The following is a 17,050-nucleotide window of genomic DNA, read 5'->3' as shown; positions in this document are numbered from 1 at the left end:
CAGGATTACAGCCATGGAACAGGGCGCCGCAACCGCCGATAAAGAAGACTTCAATGCGCAGGGTAAGCCCACACTATTCCAGCTGAGCTTTCCGCTCCTGCTTCATTCGCTGCTGAGCTTCTTTGTCAATCTGGCCGATACGGCGATATTAAGCGCCTATTCGGCCGAAGCCGCCGCCGCCGTCGCTGTCGCCAAACAGGTTCTTTTGATCGCGTTTGAATTATCCGGGCTTATCGGCATCGGCGCAGTCATCGTCATTTCCCGGCATCTTGGCCGGGAAGAGGTGGAGGCGGCGCGGCAGGTGGTTGCGGTGGCGCTCTTGACCAACACGCTTGTCGGGTTGGCGCTTGGCTTGTCATTGCTCGTTGCGGGTCCCTTCGTGCTTGAACAGCTGGCGGGATCGACCGCCCTTAATGATGAAGCCGGCCTCTACCTGAACATCGTCGCGGTTGGGATGATCTTTAACGGCTTCGTTGCTGCCGGTCTGGCCTGCCTGCGCGCATTCGGCCACAGCAGACTGATCCTGGCATTCGGGGTGGGGGTGTCGGCCTTTTATCTCCTTGCTGAATGGGTTCTCATTCTGGGGGCCGGGCCTTTGCCGGGCATGGGCGTGACAGGGGCTGCAATCGGCACCTTGAGCGTTCGCCTGCTGACCGCTGCCGTTCTGATGCCGGTGCTGGTGCGCAAGTTGGGGCTACGTTTTTCGCTTGCCGATACGATTGCGCGTCTGACGACTGCCCGGCGGATGATCGCAATCGCCCTGCCGAGCGTGACCGATTACATCGCCTACAGTTTTTACCAGATCATTCTCCTGGGGCTGGTTGCCAGGTTCGGCGTCGAGGCCGTGCTGGGACGGACTTATACGATGCTCGCCATGGCTTTTCTGATCGTTGTTGTCATGGCAATCAGTCAGGGGAACGAGGTTCTGATTGGTTACCGGTTCGGCGAACGCAAGCTTGAAGCGGCGACCAGTCAGGCTCTCCGATCAGCAAGCATCGCGGCAGCCGCGACTACCGGGCTTGCCACTCTGATCTGGCTCGCCTCGGTTCCCTATGCCCGGTTGTTTACCGACAATCCGGCTATCATCGAATTGTGCGGCAGCCTGCTGTTTCTGACGATATTCATGCAGCCCGGATTTGCGTTCAACACGATCCTCTTTCAATCGCTGCGGGCCGTCGGAGATGTCCGCTGGCCGGTCTTGGTCAGCCTGACCGTGACATGGGGGCTCGGTCTTCCCATGGCCTGGTTTTTCTGCTCGTTCCTCGATCTCGGAGTGGCGGGCGTATGGTGGGCGCTGATTATCGAGGAAACCATGAAGGGCGGCCTGTTCCTGCAGCGCTGGCTTGCGCGCGAGGTTAGGCAATAAGGGCAGGCTCAGCCATGCGGCATGCCGGAGCCGGCTTATATCCCTGGAACAATTGAACGGAGCGATATAACACGGTAGTGTGAGAACCGGATCGACGATCCCCCACTCGTCATGAGGACGTTCATAAACGATGCATCTGAAACGGCAGACTGAAATCGCCTTTGGCATACTCGCAGTATGCGCGCGACAGGGGAACGAAATCGTATCGGTTCAAAAGGTTTCGCAGGAAATTGGTTCTACGAAAGACCACACCTATCAGGTTGTCGCCCTGCTGGCGCGAAACGGTCTTCTGCTAAGCGAACGAGGCCCCGGTGGCGGCCTTAAACTGGCAAGGGAGCCGGAGGCAGTGAAGCTGACCGAGGTGCTGCGGCTGGTACAGCCCGAATTGCTCGGGGAAGGCGCAGATAACCTCTCATCGCCCCAGTCGGACGCAGAAGCATTGCTTGGCCGCATCGTTTCCACAACATCGTCTTTTTTTGCCCGCCTTCTCGATCGCTTCACGGTTGCAGACCTGATTGCTCCTGACAGTAATCTCCGTGTCAGTTGTCTGGATTGCGGCCTGATGGCGTCCCGCCACCAGGCAACGATCTCCATGGCAGATGATGATCAGCCTCAGCCTCTGGTCGCCAGACAGTCCGGCTATCGAAGCTAGACGCGCCAGCCGGTTAAGACCGGCGCATTTTTTCAGGCTATGGCTCGATCTGCCACGTCCTCGTCTTCCATATCGGTGCTTTGCCCATTGGGCAGGGTTTCGATAAAGAAGTCGAAGGGACGACGTGCCGTTTCCTTGACGCTATAGCGCAGAACATCCTTCACGTCGTTTTTCGGCGTGAACGTGAGGACCATGGGCGCGGTGTCATAAAGCGCGCGCTCCTGAACGTAAGATGACGAGCATATGATGACCTGATCTCCCCGCTGGCAGGTGCGCGCCGCAGCACCGTTCAGGATGCAGCATTTTGACCCCGCCTCGCCGAAAATCACATATGTCGAAATTCTGGCGCCGCTCTGCTTGTTCCAGATATCGACGAATTCCAGAGGTCTGATACCAGCGAGGTCACAATGCTCTGGATCCAGAGTGATGGACCCATGATAATCAAGATCGGCTCCCGTTACGGTGATGCCGTGTAGCTTGGCTCTGACGATGCGTATCAAATGCAACTCTCCTCAATATGATCAAATTGTCGCATTCAATTGGCTGAGAGAATCAGTCTCTCCCGCAAATGGTACCGGCGGCACCAATCGTCGGCTGCGACACTTGGAATTGCCGATCTTCGTCGGGGTGACGTCGGCAATCTTGCAGGTATCCGCAAGCTCGATGAAATATTCGGAGGTCGCTTCTGCCAGCATGTGGAAAATGCCTGCTGTACCGGAAGGATTGGCATTGCGCGTGCGCGGCCGCCTGACTATAACCGGCTGTGTCGCCCGCAGGATCATGCCTACGGAAACACTTTCCGGATCGACATTGAGAACGACGCCGCCGCTCCGCCCACGCCGGCTCCGCAACAATCCGCTTCTGACGAGAACCGCAACAACCCTTGCAGCATGATCTTTCGTCACTCCAAGCCGATGAGCCAGTTTTCTTGTCGTGTGGGCTTCTTCTGTTTCATGTACGAAATTCGTTAGAATACCGATCGCGATTTCAGATTCCCTAGTCAGATACATCAGATGATTCTCCTCACATCGAGAGACGGAACGTGCAAATCTCGTCTTGTAGATTAGACGAGCGAGATGTGCTCTTTCGGACTTCGCCATGAAAAAATTTGTGATGAAAATCGTCGTCGAGTGTCTGGCGCTGAATAAATAGCGGTGCTGTCAACGCACGCGATGACTGCTATTGGAGCAGATAGTGTTGCGGAAGATGTAAGAATGATGGCGACCCGCACCATACCCATCAGACGCTTCGTATTTCTGAAAAGAGTTTTGCGCAAAATTGGATCGTAAGAGCGAATGGTTGATAGGAGTCTGACCGTAGCAGATATTGTTGTCGCAATTCCTTTCTCCGAACTTCTTGTTGTTTGCGAACCGGCTATGTTCCTCAATGAAGTCGAGCGGGCCAAGGCGGAACGCTTCCATAAAATCGAGGACAGTCTTCGTTATCAAGCTGCACATGCCCTCAAGCGTTTACTGATCGGTGCCGCCGTTGGAAAGGATGCTGTAGATCTGCATTTTTCACGCGCAGCAGGCGGTAAGCCGATTGTCTTAGACTGTGGCCCGTTGGCTTTTAATCTGTCGCATGGCGGTGATTGGGTCGCCGTAGCGCTTTCACGGTCGGGCTCCATCGGTGTCGATGTCGAATCCGAAAGAGAGGACGACTTCTGGCAGCAGATCGCCTCAGCGTTCCTCGCGCCGAAGGAAGCGAATAATGTCGAGTTCTTAAAATTGTGGACGGCGAAGGAGGCAGCTGTGAAGGCCAATGGTGCAGGTCTTGCCATTCCACTCACCGATGTTGTCATCGATACGGAAGGCTCGGAAATTTTCACTGCCACTCTTCCGACAGAAAGTTTATCTGGCGAATGGCGGCAACTCGATACAACCCATGTTCTAGCCGTGGCTACCGACACAAACATACCCACAATTTGTGTATGCAGCAGCGTCAGTATCTTAAAGCATATATTGACGGAATTCCATTTTTTGCGGTGACGCGCCTACCTTTGCCGCCCCACCGGCCTCCCTTTTTAACTTCGGGTGATCGGCTAATATCCTGGCAAATAAAGCCTTCAGGACCAATTCATTATCGCCGGTTCAAAGAGCCAACAAAAGATCAAGATTCCCCTTGTCTCAGTTCAACAGACCCAACTTTTTTCTAAGCGCTTCCGACCAGACCGCGTAGCCTGCTGCATTCAGGTGAACCAGATCGGGTAAATAATAACGGAACATAGGCAGGCCATTTTCACCAATGAGGCCGGTGTTCGGATCAAGCCATGTCGTGCGTTCGCGGCCGTCGCACCAGCAGTGCGCCGTCTGGTTGAAGAGATCGAATTCATGGCGGTATATCCAGCGTGCCGGACTGGGCTTGATCGCCAGAACAAACACGTCCGCCTGCGGTAGCGCTCGAGATATGCGATCCCGCAAATCCTGCAGGTGCGCAAGCGTCGTCTCAGCCTTGAGGCCGTCGCTGGCAATATCGTTTTCGCCGAAATAAAGCACCACTCTACCTGGCTTCAAGGGAACCAGGAGCTGGTGCAGGTAGTGGCAGGCAGAGAGGTAAGTACCACCGCCAAATCCCAGATTGACGATATCCAGCGAGCCGAGATCCTCGGTGACGGAGCTCCAGATTCGAAACGAGGATGAGCCATAAAAGGCGATCGGATTGTCTGGAAGGCCGATGCGCTGAATGCGGGCCAGAATGGCAATGATATCGTTTTCGTGACGGCTGGTGCCGATATTGGCTGGGAAGTCGTACATGATTGGTCCTAAAAAATTGTCTTGAAAGCCGGATGCCGCCATTTCGGCAACCGGCGATCGGCAAGGGTTATAAAAGCGCTTGCTGCAGGACAGTCAGAGCGCCTTTTGTGAGGGCGTCATCCGCACCCATGGATGTCTTGAGCCCGAAGACATCGGCGGCAACCAGATAGAGATCGTTCAGCCCGTCATTGCCGACGATAGCTGCCTCATCTCCTTCCGCATACCATCCGGCCTCGCGGGCTTGCCGAAACTCCTGCCCGATGACCAGTCCTCGCACATAGGATCGCAACTGAGCCGGCGAAAGCCGGCCCGCAAGCCCGCCGGTTCGCGCCGAAAACAGCAGCGACAGCATGGCGGCGGATCGTTTTGCCTCTTTCAGGCCCCAGCGATAGGCCTCCGGATCGTTGACCGGCGGCTGCGTGGAACCGCGCGCGATGAAGGAATGATTGATGAGCAGGTTGAAGATTTCACCAGTCACGAATGTCTGGAAGCCATCGATCCGTTCCGCCTTCACCCGCGCCCATTTGCTGTGGGTTCCGGGGATGATGAGCGTGGCATCTTCGCCAAGGCCGTGGCCGACGATCTGGGTTTCTTCACCGCGCATCACGTCCGGAAAGGGCTGGCGGGCGGTATCGCTCAGGCCGGGCAGGAAGACGAGATCGGAGCCGTTCGGCAGCGACCTGCGCACCGTGCCGGCGGCAAGTTCTGCCGGGCCTGCCGGGCACGGCACATAAGCAACTTCGACCCAGCCATTGCGGCTGGTGATCATGCCGAGTGAGGCGACGGGCAAGGCACCGTGGCGCGAGAACCAGGGTGCGAGTGCAGCCATCAGCGCCGCTTCGTGTTCACCCTCGCCAAGGCTCGAAATGCCGTCGGCGGTTTCCAGATGATCGAGTTCTTCGCCGCCTTGACCAACGAGCGCTGCCCTCAGTGATGTCGTTCCCCAATCGACGATTATCGAGTTCGCCGCTGCTGCCATGTCTTGAACCTCCTCGTTCATTTCATCTTGGGGCTTGTCATAGGTCGCAAGTCTATATAGTGTCAATTAGTGAATTCAAGGTGTCAAAATATGATACTTAATCGGGAGGAAAATGATGGTGGCTGGCCTTAAGGGGATTTTGCCTGTTCTGCCTACGCCGTTTCTGGCTGATGGCGGCATTGACGAAGCGGGTATGAAGCGACTGGTGGTCTTTGCGCTCGACAAGGGCGTCGATGGTGTCGTGTTTCCCGGTTTCGCCAGCGAGGTGGAGACTTTGAATGCCGCCGAGCGTGCGTCGTTGCTGAAGATTGTCATGGATGCGGTGGCCGGCCAGGTGCCGGTCGTGGCCGGGGCAAGTGCGGCTGACTGGCGTGACGTGGTTGAGCACGGGCGGGCGGCATCGGCGCTTGGCATCCGCCACCTGATGGTGCAGGTGCCCAAGTCGGTCGGCACGGATGCGCCGGCGCTGATCGAATTCCTCGGCAGGATCGTCGAGGCGCTGCCCGAAGTTGAAATCATTCTGCAGAACGCGCCCGCGCCGCGCGGCTCCGACCTTTCGCCGCAGGCGATCGTGGAGATCGTGCGGGCGTTGCCGCAGGTGACCTATGTCAAGGAAGAGACGCTTCCTGCCGGCCCGGCCATCAGCCACATCGTTGCCCATGCGCCTTCGACACTGAAGGGCGTCATCGGCGGGGGCGGCGCGCGTTACATTCTCGACGAATATGCCCGAGGTGCTACGGCCGCAATGCCGGCGCTGGAGATCGCCGAGGAACATGTTGCCATCGACCGGGCGCTTGTTGCCGGGCGGCAGGAGGAGGCTCGCCGAATCTATGTCCGCACCCTGCCTCTTCTGGTCCTGCAGGCGGTCTATCGCATGCGGCTGACCAAATATGTGCTGGCCCGTCGCGGCGTGATCGAAGGCGTCGGTGTGCGTGCGCCGACACCCGAGCTTGATGCGGCGGCCATTGCCGATATCGACGCCAATCTGGTCGAACTTGGCCTTGTTGCCGTGGAGGCCGCATGAACAACCCCATCGCAACCGTCGAAGTCTTCACGCTGACCCAGCCGCGCAAGGTGCCTTATCTCGGCGCCTTGCGTGAAGGTGAGGTGGTCAATCCCAACGGCTATATCGTGCGCAAGGGAAATCGCACGGTCTATCCGACCTTCGACCGCAGCGTGCTGGTGCGCATGACGACCGAGGCCGGTGTTGTTGGTTGGGGTGAGACCTATGGTATCGTCGCCCCCGGCGCGGTCGCCGCTCTCATCAACGATCTTCTCGCCGGTTTCGTGATCGGCCGCGATGCTTCGGACCCTTCGGCGATCTATGACGACCTTTACGACATGATGCGGGTGCGCGGTTATACCGGCGGCTTCTACGTGGATGCGCTCGCCGCGCTCGATATTGCGCTATGGGATATTGCTGGACAGGAAGCCGGCAAGTCCGTTCGCGACCTCCTCGGCGGCGGCGTGGATACGTTTCCGGCCTATGTTTCAGGCCTGCCTGAAAAGACGCTCAAGGCGCGCGGGGAATTGGCGAAATACTGGCAGTACCGCGGTTTCAACGCCTTCAAGTTCGCAACGCCGGTGGCAGACGATGGCCCGGCGGCCGAAATGGCGAATCTCCGGAAGGTGCTTGGACCCGATGCGAAGATCGCCGCCGACATGCACTGGAACCAGACGCCGGAACGGGCGCTGGAACTGATTGCCGAAATGCAGCCCTTCGACCCGTGGTTCGCCGAGGCTCCGGTCTGGACGGAAGACATTGCCGGTCTGGAGAAGGTTTCGAAGAACACCGAAGTGCCGATTGCCGTTGGTGAGGAATGGCGCACCCATTGGGATATGCGCGCCCGCGTCGAGCGCTGCCGCATCGCGATCGTGCAGCCGGAAATGGGCCATAAGGGTATCACCAATTTCATCCGTATCGGTGCTCTTGCTTCCGAGCACGGCATCGATGTCATCCCGCACGCCACCGTTGGCGCCGGCATATTTCTTGCCGCCAGCCTGCAGGCGTCGTCGACATTGCCAACGCTTAAAGGTCACGAATTCCAGCATTCGATCTTCGAGCCGAACCGTCACCTGCTGGAAGGCGACATGGATTGCCGGCAGGGCAGGTATCACCTGCCGTCCGGACCCGGACTTGGGGTAAGGCCGTCGGAGGCGGCACTCGGTCTGATTGAACGTATCTGAACTGGTTTTTTGGAGGAGGAAGCCATGAACAAGACAATAAGCCGATTGGCGCTCGGCACCGCGACCGCCGTTTTGATGACAATGGGCAGCCTTGCCCCGGCCAGGGCCAATACCGTTCTGAAATTCATTTCCTGGCAGACGGACGATGCCGGCACCGGCGAATGGTGGCATTCGGCCATTGCCGCTTTCGAAAAACAGCATCCGGGCGTGAAGATCGAATTCACCAAGGCGGAACGCAGTTCCTATGCGGATACGATGACCACGCTTTTCGCGGCCAACCAGCCGCCGCAGATCGTCCATCTCGCATCCTTCGAGTTCCAGATGTTCGCCGATAGCGGATGGCTGGAGCCGCTCGACCCGTGGCTGAAGAAGGACGGGATCGACATGACCGGCTGGGCAGGTCAGCAGAAATGCGAATGGAACGGCGAAACCGTCTGCATCATGACCAACTATTTCGGTTTCGTCATGGCCTACAACAAGAAGCTTCTCGAAGAAGCGGGCGTCACGGTTCCGAAGACCTATGACGAGTTTCTGGCCGCGGCAAAAGCGACCACGAAGGATCTGAACGGCGACGGCATCATCGACCAGTTCGGCACCGGCCATGAGACCAAGGGCGGTCCGGGGCAATATCTGACGGAAATGCTGAACTATATCATCGATGCCGGTGCTTACTGGACCGACAAGGACGGCAATATCACCATCGATACGCCGCAAATGGTTGAGGGTCTGACGCGCTGGAAAACCGTCATGAAAAGCGGCATCAGCCCGGTCGACATGAGCGCCAGCGACGTGCGCAAGCTGTTTGCCGATGGCAAGATGGCCATGCGGCTGGACGGCCCCTGGCTTTACGGCACCACCGAAAAAGGTTCGGCCAAGACTGACATCGTTTACGCCGCACCGCCGCTTCATCCGCCGCTTGGCGGGTCGTCCAACGTGCTGGCCATGCCGGCCGATATTCCCGACGACCAGAAGGCATTGGTCTGGGATTTCATCAAGCTGACGATGTCGCCGGAATTCCAGCGCAGCTATGCCACCCTTGGCGGAAACACGCCACCGAGCCTGACCGCCGACGTGTCGGGTGTCGAAAAGACCATCCCGCATTTTCCGGTGCTGATCGAGACGATGAAGGCCGCGTCCGAGGCGGGGATCGACCGCATTCCGACCGGACTTGAGCTCTTCTACAACGAGTTCAGCAAGATGGTGATGGAAGAAAGCCAGCGGATGATCATTCAGGATCTCGATCCGGCGGAGGTGGCGAAAACCATGCAGACAAAGGCCGAAGCCATCAAGGGTTGATCCCGTTGTCTTGCCATGGCCCCGAAAGGGCCATGGCCATCATCCGCATCCGGCAGGAGGACCATCCATGACCGAACCCGTTCGGGCTGGGCGTCGCAAGTTCTTCGATCTTGCGCGCCCCAGCCGGCAACATCTCCTCGGCTATATCCTGATTGCGCCCGCAGTCCTGATGGTTGCCGCCATCATCGTCTGGCCGCTCGTTCTGGCCATCGACCTGTCGTTCCAGCAGGTCAAGATACCGAGGCTTGGCGGTGCCAGCCGGCCGTTTTCGCTGAGCAATTACACGTGGTTGTTCTCCTCGCCGGAATTCTGGCTGGCCTGCTGGGTGACGCTAAAGCTGGTTATAGTTGTCACGGCCGGCAGCGTCGGCGTTGGTCTCAGCACGGCGCTTCTCGCCAACAACCGTTTCAAGGGCCGCACCGTCGCGCGGCTGGGAATGGCGCTGCCCTGGGCGGTGCCGGAAATCATCGCGGTCGTCATCTTTGCATGGATGTTCGACACGTCCTTCGGCCTGTTCGGTTGGCTGGCGATAAAGCTCGGTTTCACCGACCAGATGATCCCGTGGGTCAGCAGTTCCACGGCCGCCTTCTGGGCCGTTGCCATCACCATGGTGTGGAAGGGCTTTCCTTTCGTGTCGATCATGTGTCTGGCCGGTCTGCAGTCCATTCCCACCGATTATTACGCCGCTGCCAAGGTGGATGGCGCCAGTGTCTGGCAGCGTTTCCGCTGGATCACCATGCCTTTACTGATGCCGGTTCTCGGGGTCACGCTGGTGCTGACCCTGCTTTGGGTGTTCCGCGACTTTTCCATCATCAAGGTTCTGACCGGCGGCGGGCCGCTGCGTTCAACCCAGACGCTGTCGATCATGACCTATGACCAGGCCTTCCAGTATCACAACTTCGGTCGCGCCGCCGCCGTCGGCGTGCTGACGCTGGTGATCTGCATCGTTGCCAGCCTGCTGATGCTCGGCCGGCGCTCGAAATCGATCTACTGAGGAGGCTTTCATGAAACGGAGCTTTGCACAGAGCATTGCCCTCTACGCGACGGTCATCTTCACGCTGGTGATGATCCTGTTCCCGGTCTACTGGCTGCTGGTTACCGCCCTTTCCACCACCGACGAACTCTACCGCCTGCCGCCGACTTTCTGGCCGCAGGATCCGCAATGGGACATTTTTGCCCGTGTCTGGGCGGCAAAGCCGATCCTTCTGTGGCTGTGGAATTCGATGCTTGCCGCTGTCGGTTCGGTGGCGCTGTCGATGCTGGTTTCGGTCAGTGCCGGTTACGCGCTGTCTCGCTATTCGATGCGAGGCGGCGCTACCATGGGAATGTTCGTTCTCACAGCCAAGATGTTGCCCGCCACACTTCTCGTCATCCCGCTGTTTTCGATCTTTTCGGGCTTCGGTCTGATCGGCAGTCTATGGACGCTGGTGCTTGCGCATTCGACGATGATCATTCCCTTCGCCACCTGGATGCTGAAGGGCTATTTCGACACGATCCCGAAGGAACTGGAGCATGCAGCCATGGTCGATGGCTGCTCGCCGATCGGCGCGATGGTTCGTGTTGTGCTTCCAATCGCAACACCCGGGCTTGCCGCCACCGCGCTTTACGCCTTTGTGCTCAGCTGGGCGGACTATGCCTATGCGCGCACCTTTCTGGTCAACTCGCCGGACAACTGGACGGCCAATCTCGGCATCACCACGATGCAGGGCGAATATGTCACCTACTGGAATGACATTTCCGCCGCATCGGTGTTCATCGCGCTGCCGATCATCGCAATCTATCTGTTCCTGGAACGTTATTTGGTCGGCGGTTTGACCGCTGGCGCGGAGAAATAAGCATGGCCAATATTTCCATTCGCAACGTCAGCAAGTCCTATGGCGCGCTCAACGTGCTCAGGCCCTTTTCGCTTGAGATCGAGAACGGCGAGTTCGTGGTGCTGGTCGGGCCTTCCGGCTGCGGCAAGTCGACGATGTTGAAAATCCTTGCTGGTCTCGAGCCGGCAAGCGAAGGGCAGATCTTCATCGGCGACAATGAAGTCACGGATCTGGCTCCCGGGGACCGCGACATTGCCATGGTGTTCCAGAACTATGCGCTTTATCCGCATCTCACGGTTCGCCAGAACATCGGCTTCGGGCTTAAGATGCGCGGCACGGACAGGCATGAGATTGACCGTCGGGTCGACGATGCGGCGCGCATTCTGGAAGTGACGCCCTATCTTGATCGCAAGCCCAAGGATCTGTCGGGCGGCCAGCGGCAGCGCGTCGCGCTTGGTCGCGCCATCGTGCGCCAGCCGCAGGCCTTCCTCATGGACGAGCCGCTGTCCAACCTCGATGCCAAGCTGCGCGTCCATATGCGTGCCGAAATCGGCGCTTTGCACAAGCGCATAGGGGTCACCACCGTCTACGTGACGCATGACCAGGTCGAAGCAATGACCATGGCGGACCGGGTGGTCATCATGCAGGGCGGCATCATCCAGCAGATTGCCGCACCGGACGAGCTGTTCAACAACCCGGCCAATCTTTTCGTTGCCGGTTTCATCGGCTCGCCGGGCATGAACTTCCTCAATGCGCAACTGAGTGACGGCACTGTTACTCTGTTTGGGCAACATGTTTCCGTGCCGGGCGCGGCTGGCCGCCAAGGCAGCGTGATCGTCGGTCTGCGGCCGGAACATCTCATTCTCGGCGATGCGCCGGTCACCTTCGATGTTCACCCGACGCTGGTGGAAAGCCTCGGATCGGAAAAATACGTCTATTTCGACGCGGAAGGAGCAAGGGTGGCCGATGGCGAGGAGGGCAAGTCCAAGGGACTGATCGCTCGCGTCTCGCATACCGGCAACCTTCCTGGCAACGAGGCGCTCCGGCTTGGTTTCGATCCGGCCAAGCTTTATCTCTTCGATGCAAAGACCGGAGCACGGCTATGATTCTCGTCACCGGATCGGCCGGCCGTGTCGGCCGTGCCGTTGTCGCCGCCTTGCGCGCACAGGGCCGCACCGTTCGCGGTTTTGATCTCACGCCATCGGGAGCCGTCGGCGAGGACGTCGTCGGGTCGCTTGAGGATGTGCAGGCACTGTACGAAGCCATAAAGGGCGTGAGCGCCGTCCTGCATCTGGGAGCCTTCATGTCCTGGGCTCCGGCGGATCGCGATCGCATGTTCGCTGTCAATGTCGAGGGCACGCGCCGGCTTCTGGATGCGGCTTCAGCGGCTGGCGTGCGACGGTTCGTTTTCGCTTCCTCAGGCGAGGTCTATCCGGAAAACCGCCCGGAATTCCTGCCGGTCACCGAGGATCATCCGCTTTGCCCCAATTCTCCTTACGGTCTGACAAAGCTTTTGGGCGAAGAGCTGGTGCGCTTTCACCAGCGAAGCGGCACCATGGAAACAGTGATCCTGCGGTTTTCGCATACGCAGGATGCGGCGGAACTGCTGGACGAGGAGAGTTTCTTTTCCGGTCCCCGGTTTTTCCTGCGGCCACGCATTCGCCAGCAGCAGAATTTCGGGAACGTTGCCATCGCCAAACTCCTGCAGTCCCGGGATATTGGTGAGCCGTCGCACATTCTGGCGCGCAATGAAAACGGCCGACCGTTCCGTATGCACATCACCGATACGCGCGACATGGTGGCAGGCATTCTGCTCGCTCTCGATCACCCCGAGGCGGCGGGTGGAACCTTCAATCTCGGTGCCGATGAACCGGCAGATTTCGCCGCGCTTCTGCCGAAGATCGCGGCGCTGACCGGCCTTCCCATCGTGACAGTCGATTTTCCCGGCGACGGCGTTTATTACCATACGTCCAACGAGCGGATCAGAAACACTTTGGGGTTTGAAGCAGAATGGACGATGGACCGGATGCTGGACGACGCGGCGGCCGCAAGGCGGGGGCGGCTCGCGAAGGAGCAGAGGCGATGAAGCCCGAGACGCCGGGCGGCACGGCGGCGCTGGCCAAGGGGCTAACCCTGCTCGACATGGTTGCCGATGCGCCGGAGCCGCTGCGTTTTGCCGAGTTGTTGCGCGCCTCCGGCCTGCCGAAGCCGACCTTTGCACGCATCCTGCGCACCCTTATCGCCTATGGCCTCGTCCGTCAGGATGCGGCCCGTGGCACTTATGTTCTAGGCCAGCGTTTTCTGGAAATGTCCCATAAGGTCTGGGAGAGTTTCGATCTCGTCTCGGCGGCGACCCCGGAACTCGAGCGGCTGGCGGCCGAACTGGGGGAGACGGTTGCGCTGTGCCGGCTTGACGGTACGATGACGCAATATCTGGCCGAGCGTTCGCCGAATGGTCTTTCTGTGCGCGTCGAGGTAGGGCGCCGCGTCCCCCTGCACTGCACGGCACCCGGCAAGGCGCTGCTCGCCTTTCAGGACCCCGCCGTCGGCCGTGCCCTCTTGGACCGTCTGAAGCTGGATGTGCAGACCCCGAAAACCATCACCACGCTCGATGCGCTGCAGGCCGACCTGACGCTGACCCGGGCACGCGGTTATTCGATTTCTTATGAGGAACATCTGCCAGGTGTAAATTCGGTGGCCGCCCCTGTCATGGGTCGCGACAATACGCCGATGGGCGTGCTTGTTGCGCTTGGCCCATCATCGCGGCTCAGTTCCTCCAATATTCATCCCGCCGGGCGCGAATTGATTGCTGCCGCCCGTCGTATCACGGGTGCGGCCGGGGCCGTCGCCATTAGTTCCAGGCCAAGGCCCCGGTCTGTCACGGGCCGCCCGAGTGCCGAGCTGAGTTGCGTCTTGCCATGGGGTGCACAGCTTGGCGAGAGTCCAGTGTGGCACGATGGCGAAAATACGCTTTACTGGGTCGATATTCTTCATCCCGCTGTCCACCGGTTTGACCCAGCGAGCGGCCGGAACGAAACCTGCGAGACCGGGAAGTTGGTCAGCGCGGTCATTCCGGTTCGCGGTGGGCGTCTGCTTGTGGCGTCTCAGGATGGGATCGAATGGCTGGATTTTGCATCAGGTCGTCTCACACCCTTCGTCAGCCCGGAGGCGGGCATCGTCGACAACCGCTTGAATGATGCCAAATGCGGGCCGGACGGCGCGATCTGGGTGGGATCGATGAGGATTGACGCCTCTAAGCCCACTGGTGCGCTTTATCGTATCAACACCGATGGCGCGTTCGAACGCAAGGAAGGCGGTATCGTTGTCTCCAATGGGCTCGGCTGGAGCCCGGATGGGAAAACCTTCTACTTCGTTGATACGGTGCCCGGCCTCATCCACGCCTATGATTGCGATCCCGCGACCGGAACGCTGTCGGGGTGCCGAGAATTCGCACGCATTCCCGTCGCTGACGGCCGGCCGGATGGTCTTGCGGTGGATGCGGAAGGAGGGGTTTGGTGTGCGATCTGGGATGGCTGGTCCGTGCGCCGTTATCTTCCAAACGGGAAGCTCGACCAGGTGATTGAGATGCCGGTGCCGCGCCCCACCAGCATCGCCTTTGGTGGCCCGGATCTGTCGACGCTGTTTATCACCAGCGCCCGTACCCGCCTGCCGGCCTCCACACTCGCCGACGCGCCTCTGTCAGGCGGGCTGTTTTTGTGCCGCCCGGGGATTGCCGGTGCGCGCGTTTCATTGTTCGAAGGATAAAGGATGAACCTCGAAAACATCTTTGGCCTGAAGGGCCGCGCGGCGCTCGTTACCGGTTCAAGTCGGGGGATAGGAGCCGCGATTGCCGAAGGGTTGGCTGGGGCAGGTGCCCATGTCATCCTGCATGGTGTCAAGCCGGGTGCCACAGCGGCTGTACACGAGCGGATAGTTACGCACGGCGGAACGGCGGATCATCTGGCTGGCGATCTCTCCGAAGTCGGGGCCGGTCGGGATCTTATCGAGCGAGCAGAGGCGATCGCACCACTTGATATCCTTGTTATCAACGCCAGTGCCCAGATCAATGCCACGCTCTCGGCGCTGACACCAGGTGATCTGGCGTTTCAACTGGCAGTCAATCTGGGCTCCACGGTCGACATGCTGCAGACGGCACTGCCGCGGATGGCGGCTCGGAAATGGGGCAGGATCGTCTCCATAGGATCAGTCAATCAGCTGAGGCCCAAAAGCATCGTTACCGCTTATGCAGCGACGAAGGCCGCACAGCACAATTTAATTCAAAGCCAGGCTAGAGATTATGCCCGCGATAACGTGTTGCTCAATACTCTCGCTCCCGGCCTCATCGATACGGACCGCAACGCTCACCGCCGCGTTGAGGATCCGGAGGGCTGGAATGAATATGTAAGCGCACTGAACTGGATGGGGCGGGCCGGACAACCCGACGAGATGGTGGGGGCAGCTGTCTTCCTGGCCTCGGAGGCATGTAGTTTCATGACGGGCGAAACGATTTTTCTTACCGGGGGTTATTGAGTGGGCGGATACCGAAAACGCAAAATGTCCCAAACGCAGTCGTTAGCCCAGCAATTTTTGCAGTGATCGTCTGGATAGGTCGTCATTCGAACAACAGCGCCGATAATGCGGCGATTGCGTTTGACGTCATGAAAGCGGGATCGCGTGGTTTCACGGGGGGGGGCACCAATTTCCATCCCGACCTCTACAAATGGCTGCTGACAGAAGCCGACCGGCAACCGGAACTGGCTGATGAGCTGTCGGTCTATCTGGCGATTGCAGCCATTGCGGCATGCCCGGCAAGGACTTGTATTCCGGGAAATAATTGAGGTCTTGCCCCCGGAGGCAGGCAGCGTGTTACGCCGTCAAATTTGCAGCATCCGAAACAACCCGAAAAGACGATCTCTGGATCGTGCCTCTACACCGGCGCCCTGTTGAACATTTCGGTCGCGACCGTCTCGCTGCCCGGTCGATGATGCGGTCATGAGAGAGTTGGAGGCAATCTTCATCGGGGCCGGGCAGGCCGGACCATTCCTCGCCGCCCGCATAGCCGCGACTTACTTCCACGAGGGGCGCCATGATGGCGGCAGACGCGATTTTTGCGATTGTCTCACGAAATCGATAAATGCGCGTAGAGGCGCGGGCACAAGCCGCCGTCCAGAATAGTAGAGGAAAGGGCCGGAAAACCGCAGCCACCATTCTTCCATCACCGGTACCAGATCTCCTCTGTCGAAGTGTGGCCTTAGCCAGTCCTCGAAAATATAAATCATGCCAGAACCGGCAATGGCTGCGTCGATGCCAAGATCGGTGCCGCCCCCGAACTGAACAACGAGGCTACCTTTAGGATTTATGGCGACTTCTTCCCCTTCGCGTTCGAACTCCCAAGATGGAAGGGCGCGCCCCGAAAACCGGCCTAAAATACAATCATGCGAAAGCAGGTCTTGTGGATGTTGCGGTTTGCCCCTTCTTGCAAGGTAGTGCGACGACGCGGCAAGGGCGTAGCGCTGCTGGCGTGGTCCGATCGGCAAAGCCACCATATCCTGCTCGAGCCGTTCGTCATAACGGATGCCAGCATCGCAACCGCTCTTTATGATGTCGACGAAATTCTCATCGGTCACGATTTCCAGCCTTATTTCCGGATAGGCCTTTAGGAACGGCGGCACGATCGGGGGCAGAACCAGCCTTGCCGCACTCATCGGAACATTGAGTCTGAGCTCCCCCGAGGTGCGGCCGCGGCTGCTTTTTACCTCGTCGAGCGCCGATGCCACCTCTGCGAATGCGGGTCCGGTGCGCTCCAGCAAAAGACGTCCTGCATCCGTCAGGAGCACGCTCCGGGTGGTGCGATTGAATAGTCGTACCCCAAGGTCTTCTTCCAGGCGTTTCACCGCATCGCTCAACGCCGAGGAACTGACGCCACTTTCGCGCGCGGCCTGCCGAAAACCTTTGGATCTAGCCACCAATAAAAACGCATTCAGATCCGTTAAATCCGACACC

Annotated in this window: 18 protein-coding genes; 13 read left to right on the top strand and 5 right to left on the bottom strand. The window is 59.0% G+C overall.

The features are described from left to right. The first annotated feature begins 13 nt into the window (after positions 1 to 13). Positions 14 to 1,366 carry an MATE family efflux transporter gene (locus CRO62_RS03810; protein WP_097099250.1) on the top strand — a complete coding sequence of 451 codons (1,353 nt, stop codon included), beginning with the start codon at positions 14 to 16 and terminating at the stop codon, positions 1,364 to 1,366. 130 nt (positions 1,367 to 1,496) lie between these two features. Continuing rightward, a complete protein-coding gene (locus tag CRO62_RS03805; RefSeq protein ID WP_080863828.1) occupies positions 1,497 to 2,018 on the top strand; it encodes an Rrf2 family transcriptional regulator in 522 nt (173 codons plus the stop codon). A 32-nt stretch (positions 2,019 to 2,050) separates the two neighbouring features. Here the strand turns inward: CRO62_RS03805 and CRO62_RS03800 are convergent, their stop codons facing one another. Both CRO62_RS03800 and CRO62_RS03795 read right to left on the bottom strand, forming a co-directional pair. After that, positions 2,051 to 2,518: an aspartate 1-decarboxylase gene (locus tag CRO62_RS03800; RefSeq protein ID WP_097099249.1), complete on the bottom strand. Its 468-nt coding sequence runs from the start codon at positions 2,516 to 2,518 to the stop codon at positions 2,051 to 2,053. Positions 2,519 to 2,539: 21 nt separating this feature from the next. After that, positions 2,540 to 3,118, bottom strand: coding sequence for an Rrf2 family transcriptional regulator (locus tag CRO62_RS03795; RefSeq protein WP_236765553.1), 579 nt, complete (start codon positions 3,116 to 3,118; stop codon positions 2,540 to 2,542). 195 nt (positions 3,119 to 3,313) lie between these two features. On the opposite strand from CRO62_RS03795, the gene CRO62_RS03790 reads away from it, so the two are divergent. Beyond that, on the top strand, positions 3,314 to 4,006 hold the full coding sequence (locus CRO62_RS03790) for a 4'-phosphopantetheinyl transferase family protein (RefSeq protein WP_097099248.1): 693 nt from the start codon (positions 3,314 to 3,316) through the stop codon (positions 4,004 to 4,006). Positions 4,007 to 4,144: 138 nt separating this feature from the next. Here CRO62_RS03790 and CRO62_RS03785 read toward each other — a convergent pair whose 3' ends face one another. Next, positions 4,145 to 4,771, bottom strand: coding sequence for a GDSL-type esterase/lipase family protein (locus CRO62_RS03785; RefSeq protein ID WP_097099247.1), 627 nt, complete (start codon positions 4,769 to 4,771; stop codon positions 4,145 to 4,147). Positions 4,772 to 4,838: 67 nt separating this feature from the next. Then, positions 4,839 to 5,750: a 2-dehydro-3-deoxygalactonokinase gene (locus CRO62_RS03780; RefSeq protein ID WP_097099289.1), complete on the bottom strand. Its 912-nt coding sequence runs from the start codon at positions 5,748 to 5,750 to the stop codon at positions 4,839 to 4,841. Positions 5,751 to 5,865: 115 nt separating this feature from the next. Between CRO62_RS03780 and CRO62_RS03775 the strand changes: the two genes are divergently transcribed. From CRO62_RS03775 to CRO62_RS03730, 10 genes are all read left to right on the top strand, one after another. Next, positions 5,866 to 6,774, top strand: coding sequence for a dihydrodipicolinate synthase family protein (locus CRO62_RS03775; RefSeq protein WP_097099246.1), 909 nt, complete (start codon positions 5,866 to 5,868; stop codon positions 6,772 to 6,774). Next, entirely contained in the window at positions 6,771 to 7,937 is a 1,167-nt protein-coding gene (locus tag CRO62_RS03770; RefSeq protein ID WP_097099245.1) for a mandelate racemase/muconate lactonizing enzyme family protein, read from the top strand. The genes CRO62_RS03775 and CRO62_RS03770 overlap by 4 nt, the downstream gene beginning before the upstream one ends. A gap of 24 nt (positions 7,938 to 7,961) precedes the next feature. Continuing rightward, the gene (locus tag CRO62_RS03765; RefSeq protein ID WP_097099244.1) at positions 7,962 to 9,233 is read left to right on the top strand and encodes an ABC transporter substrate-binding protein; all 1,272 of its coding nucleotides are present in this window, start codon (positions 7,962 to 7,964) and stop codon (positions 9,231 to 9,233) included. A 67-nt stretch (positions 9,234 to 9,300) separates the two neighbouring features. Next, positions 9,301 to 10,227, top strand: coding sequence for a carbohydrate ABC transporter permease (locus CRO62_RS03760; RefSeq protein ID WP_097099243.1), 927 nt, complete (start codon positions 9,301 to 9,303; stop codon positions 10,225 to 10,227). A 10-nt stretch (positions 10,228 to 10,237) separates the two neighbouring features. Next, positions 10,238 to 11,068 (top strand): carbohydrate ABC transporter permease, encoded by an 831-nt coding sequence (locus CRO62_RS03755; RefSeq protein WP_097099242.1) that lies wholly within the window; start codon positions 10,238 to 10,240, stop codon positions 11,066 to 11,068. 2 nt (positions 11,069 to 11,070) lie between these two features. Further along, on the top strand, positions 11,071 to 12,153 hold the full coding sequence (locus CRO62_RS03750; RefSeq protein ID WP_097099241.1) for an ABC transporter ATP-binding protein: 1,083 nt from the start codon (positions 11,071 to 11,073) through the stop codon (positions 12,151 to 12,153). Then, positions 12,150 to 13,133, top strand: coding sequence for an NAD-dependent epimerase/dehydratase family protein (locus tag CRO62_RS03745; RefSeq protein WP_097099240.1), 984 nt, complete (start codon positions 12,150 to 12,152; stop codon positions 13,131 to 13,133). Before CRO62_RS03750 ends, CRO62_RS03745 begins: the two co-directional genes overlap by 4 nt. Beyond that, complete coding sequence (locus CRO62_RS03740) at positions 13,130 to 14,812, top strand: SMP-30/gluconolactonase/LRE family protein (RefSeq protein ID WP_097099239.1); 1,683 nt, start codon at positions 13,130 to 13,132, stop codon at positions 14,810 to 14,812. Before CRO62_RS03745 ends, CRO62_RS03740 begins: the two co-directional genes overlap by 4 nt. Positions 14,813 to 14,815: 3 nt before the next feature. Beyond that, positions 14,816 to 15,577, top strand: a complete 762-nt coding sequence (locus tag CRO62_RS03735; protein WP_097099238.1) for an SDR family NAD(P)-dependent oxidoreductase — start codon at positions 14,816 to 14,818, stop codon at positions 15,575 to 15,577. Continuing rightward, positions 15,574 to 15,885: a hypothetical protein gene (locus tag CRO62_RS03730; RefSeq protein ID WP_323455450.1), complete on the top strand. Its 312-nt coding sequence runs from the start codon at positions 15,574 to 15,576 to the stop codon at positions 15,883 to 15,885. Before CRO62_RS03735 ends, CRO62_RS03730 begins: the two co-directional genes overlap by 4 nt. A 228-nt stretch (positions 15,886 to 16,113) precedes the next feature. On the opposite strand, the gene CRO62_RS03725 is transcribed toward CRO62_RS03730, so the two are convergent. Beyond that, positions 16,114 to 17,049, bottom strand: a complete 936-nt coding sequence (locus CRO62_RS03725; RefSeq protein WP_097099288.1) for a LysR family transcriptional regulator — start codon at positions 17,047 to 17,049, stop codon at positions 16,114 to 16,116. Position 17,050 lies beyond the last annotated feature (1 nt).

Origin of the sequence: Rhizobium sp. AN6A, from assembly GCF_900215635.1 — a bacterium.
Taxonomy (GTDB): Bacteria; Pseudomonadota; Alphaproteobacteria; order Rhizobiales; family Rhizobiaceae; genus Agrobacterium; species Agrobacterium tumefaciens.
Note: the sequence above shows the minus strand (reverse complement) of the source record. Positions and strands in the feature narration are given on the sequence as shown.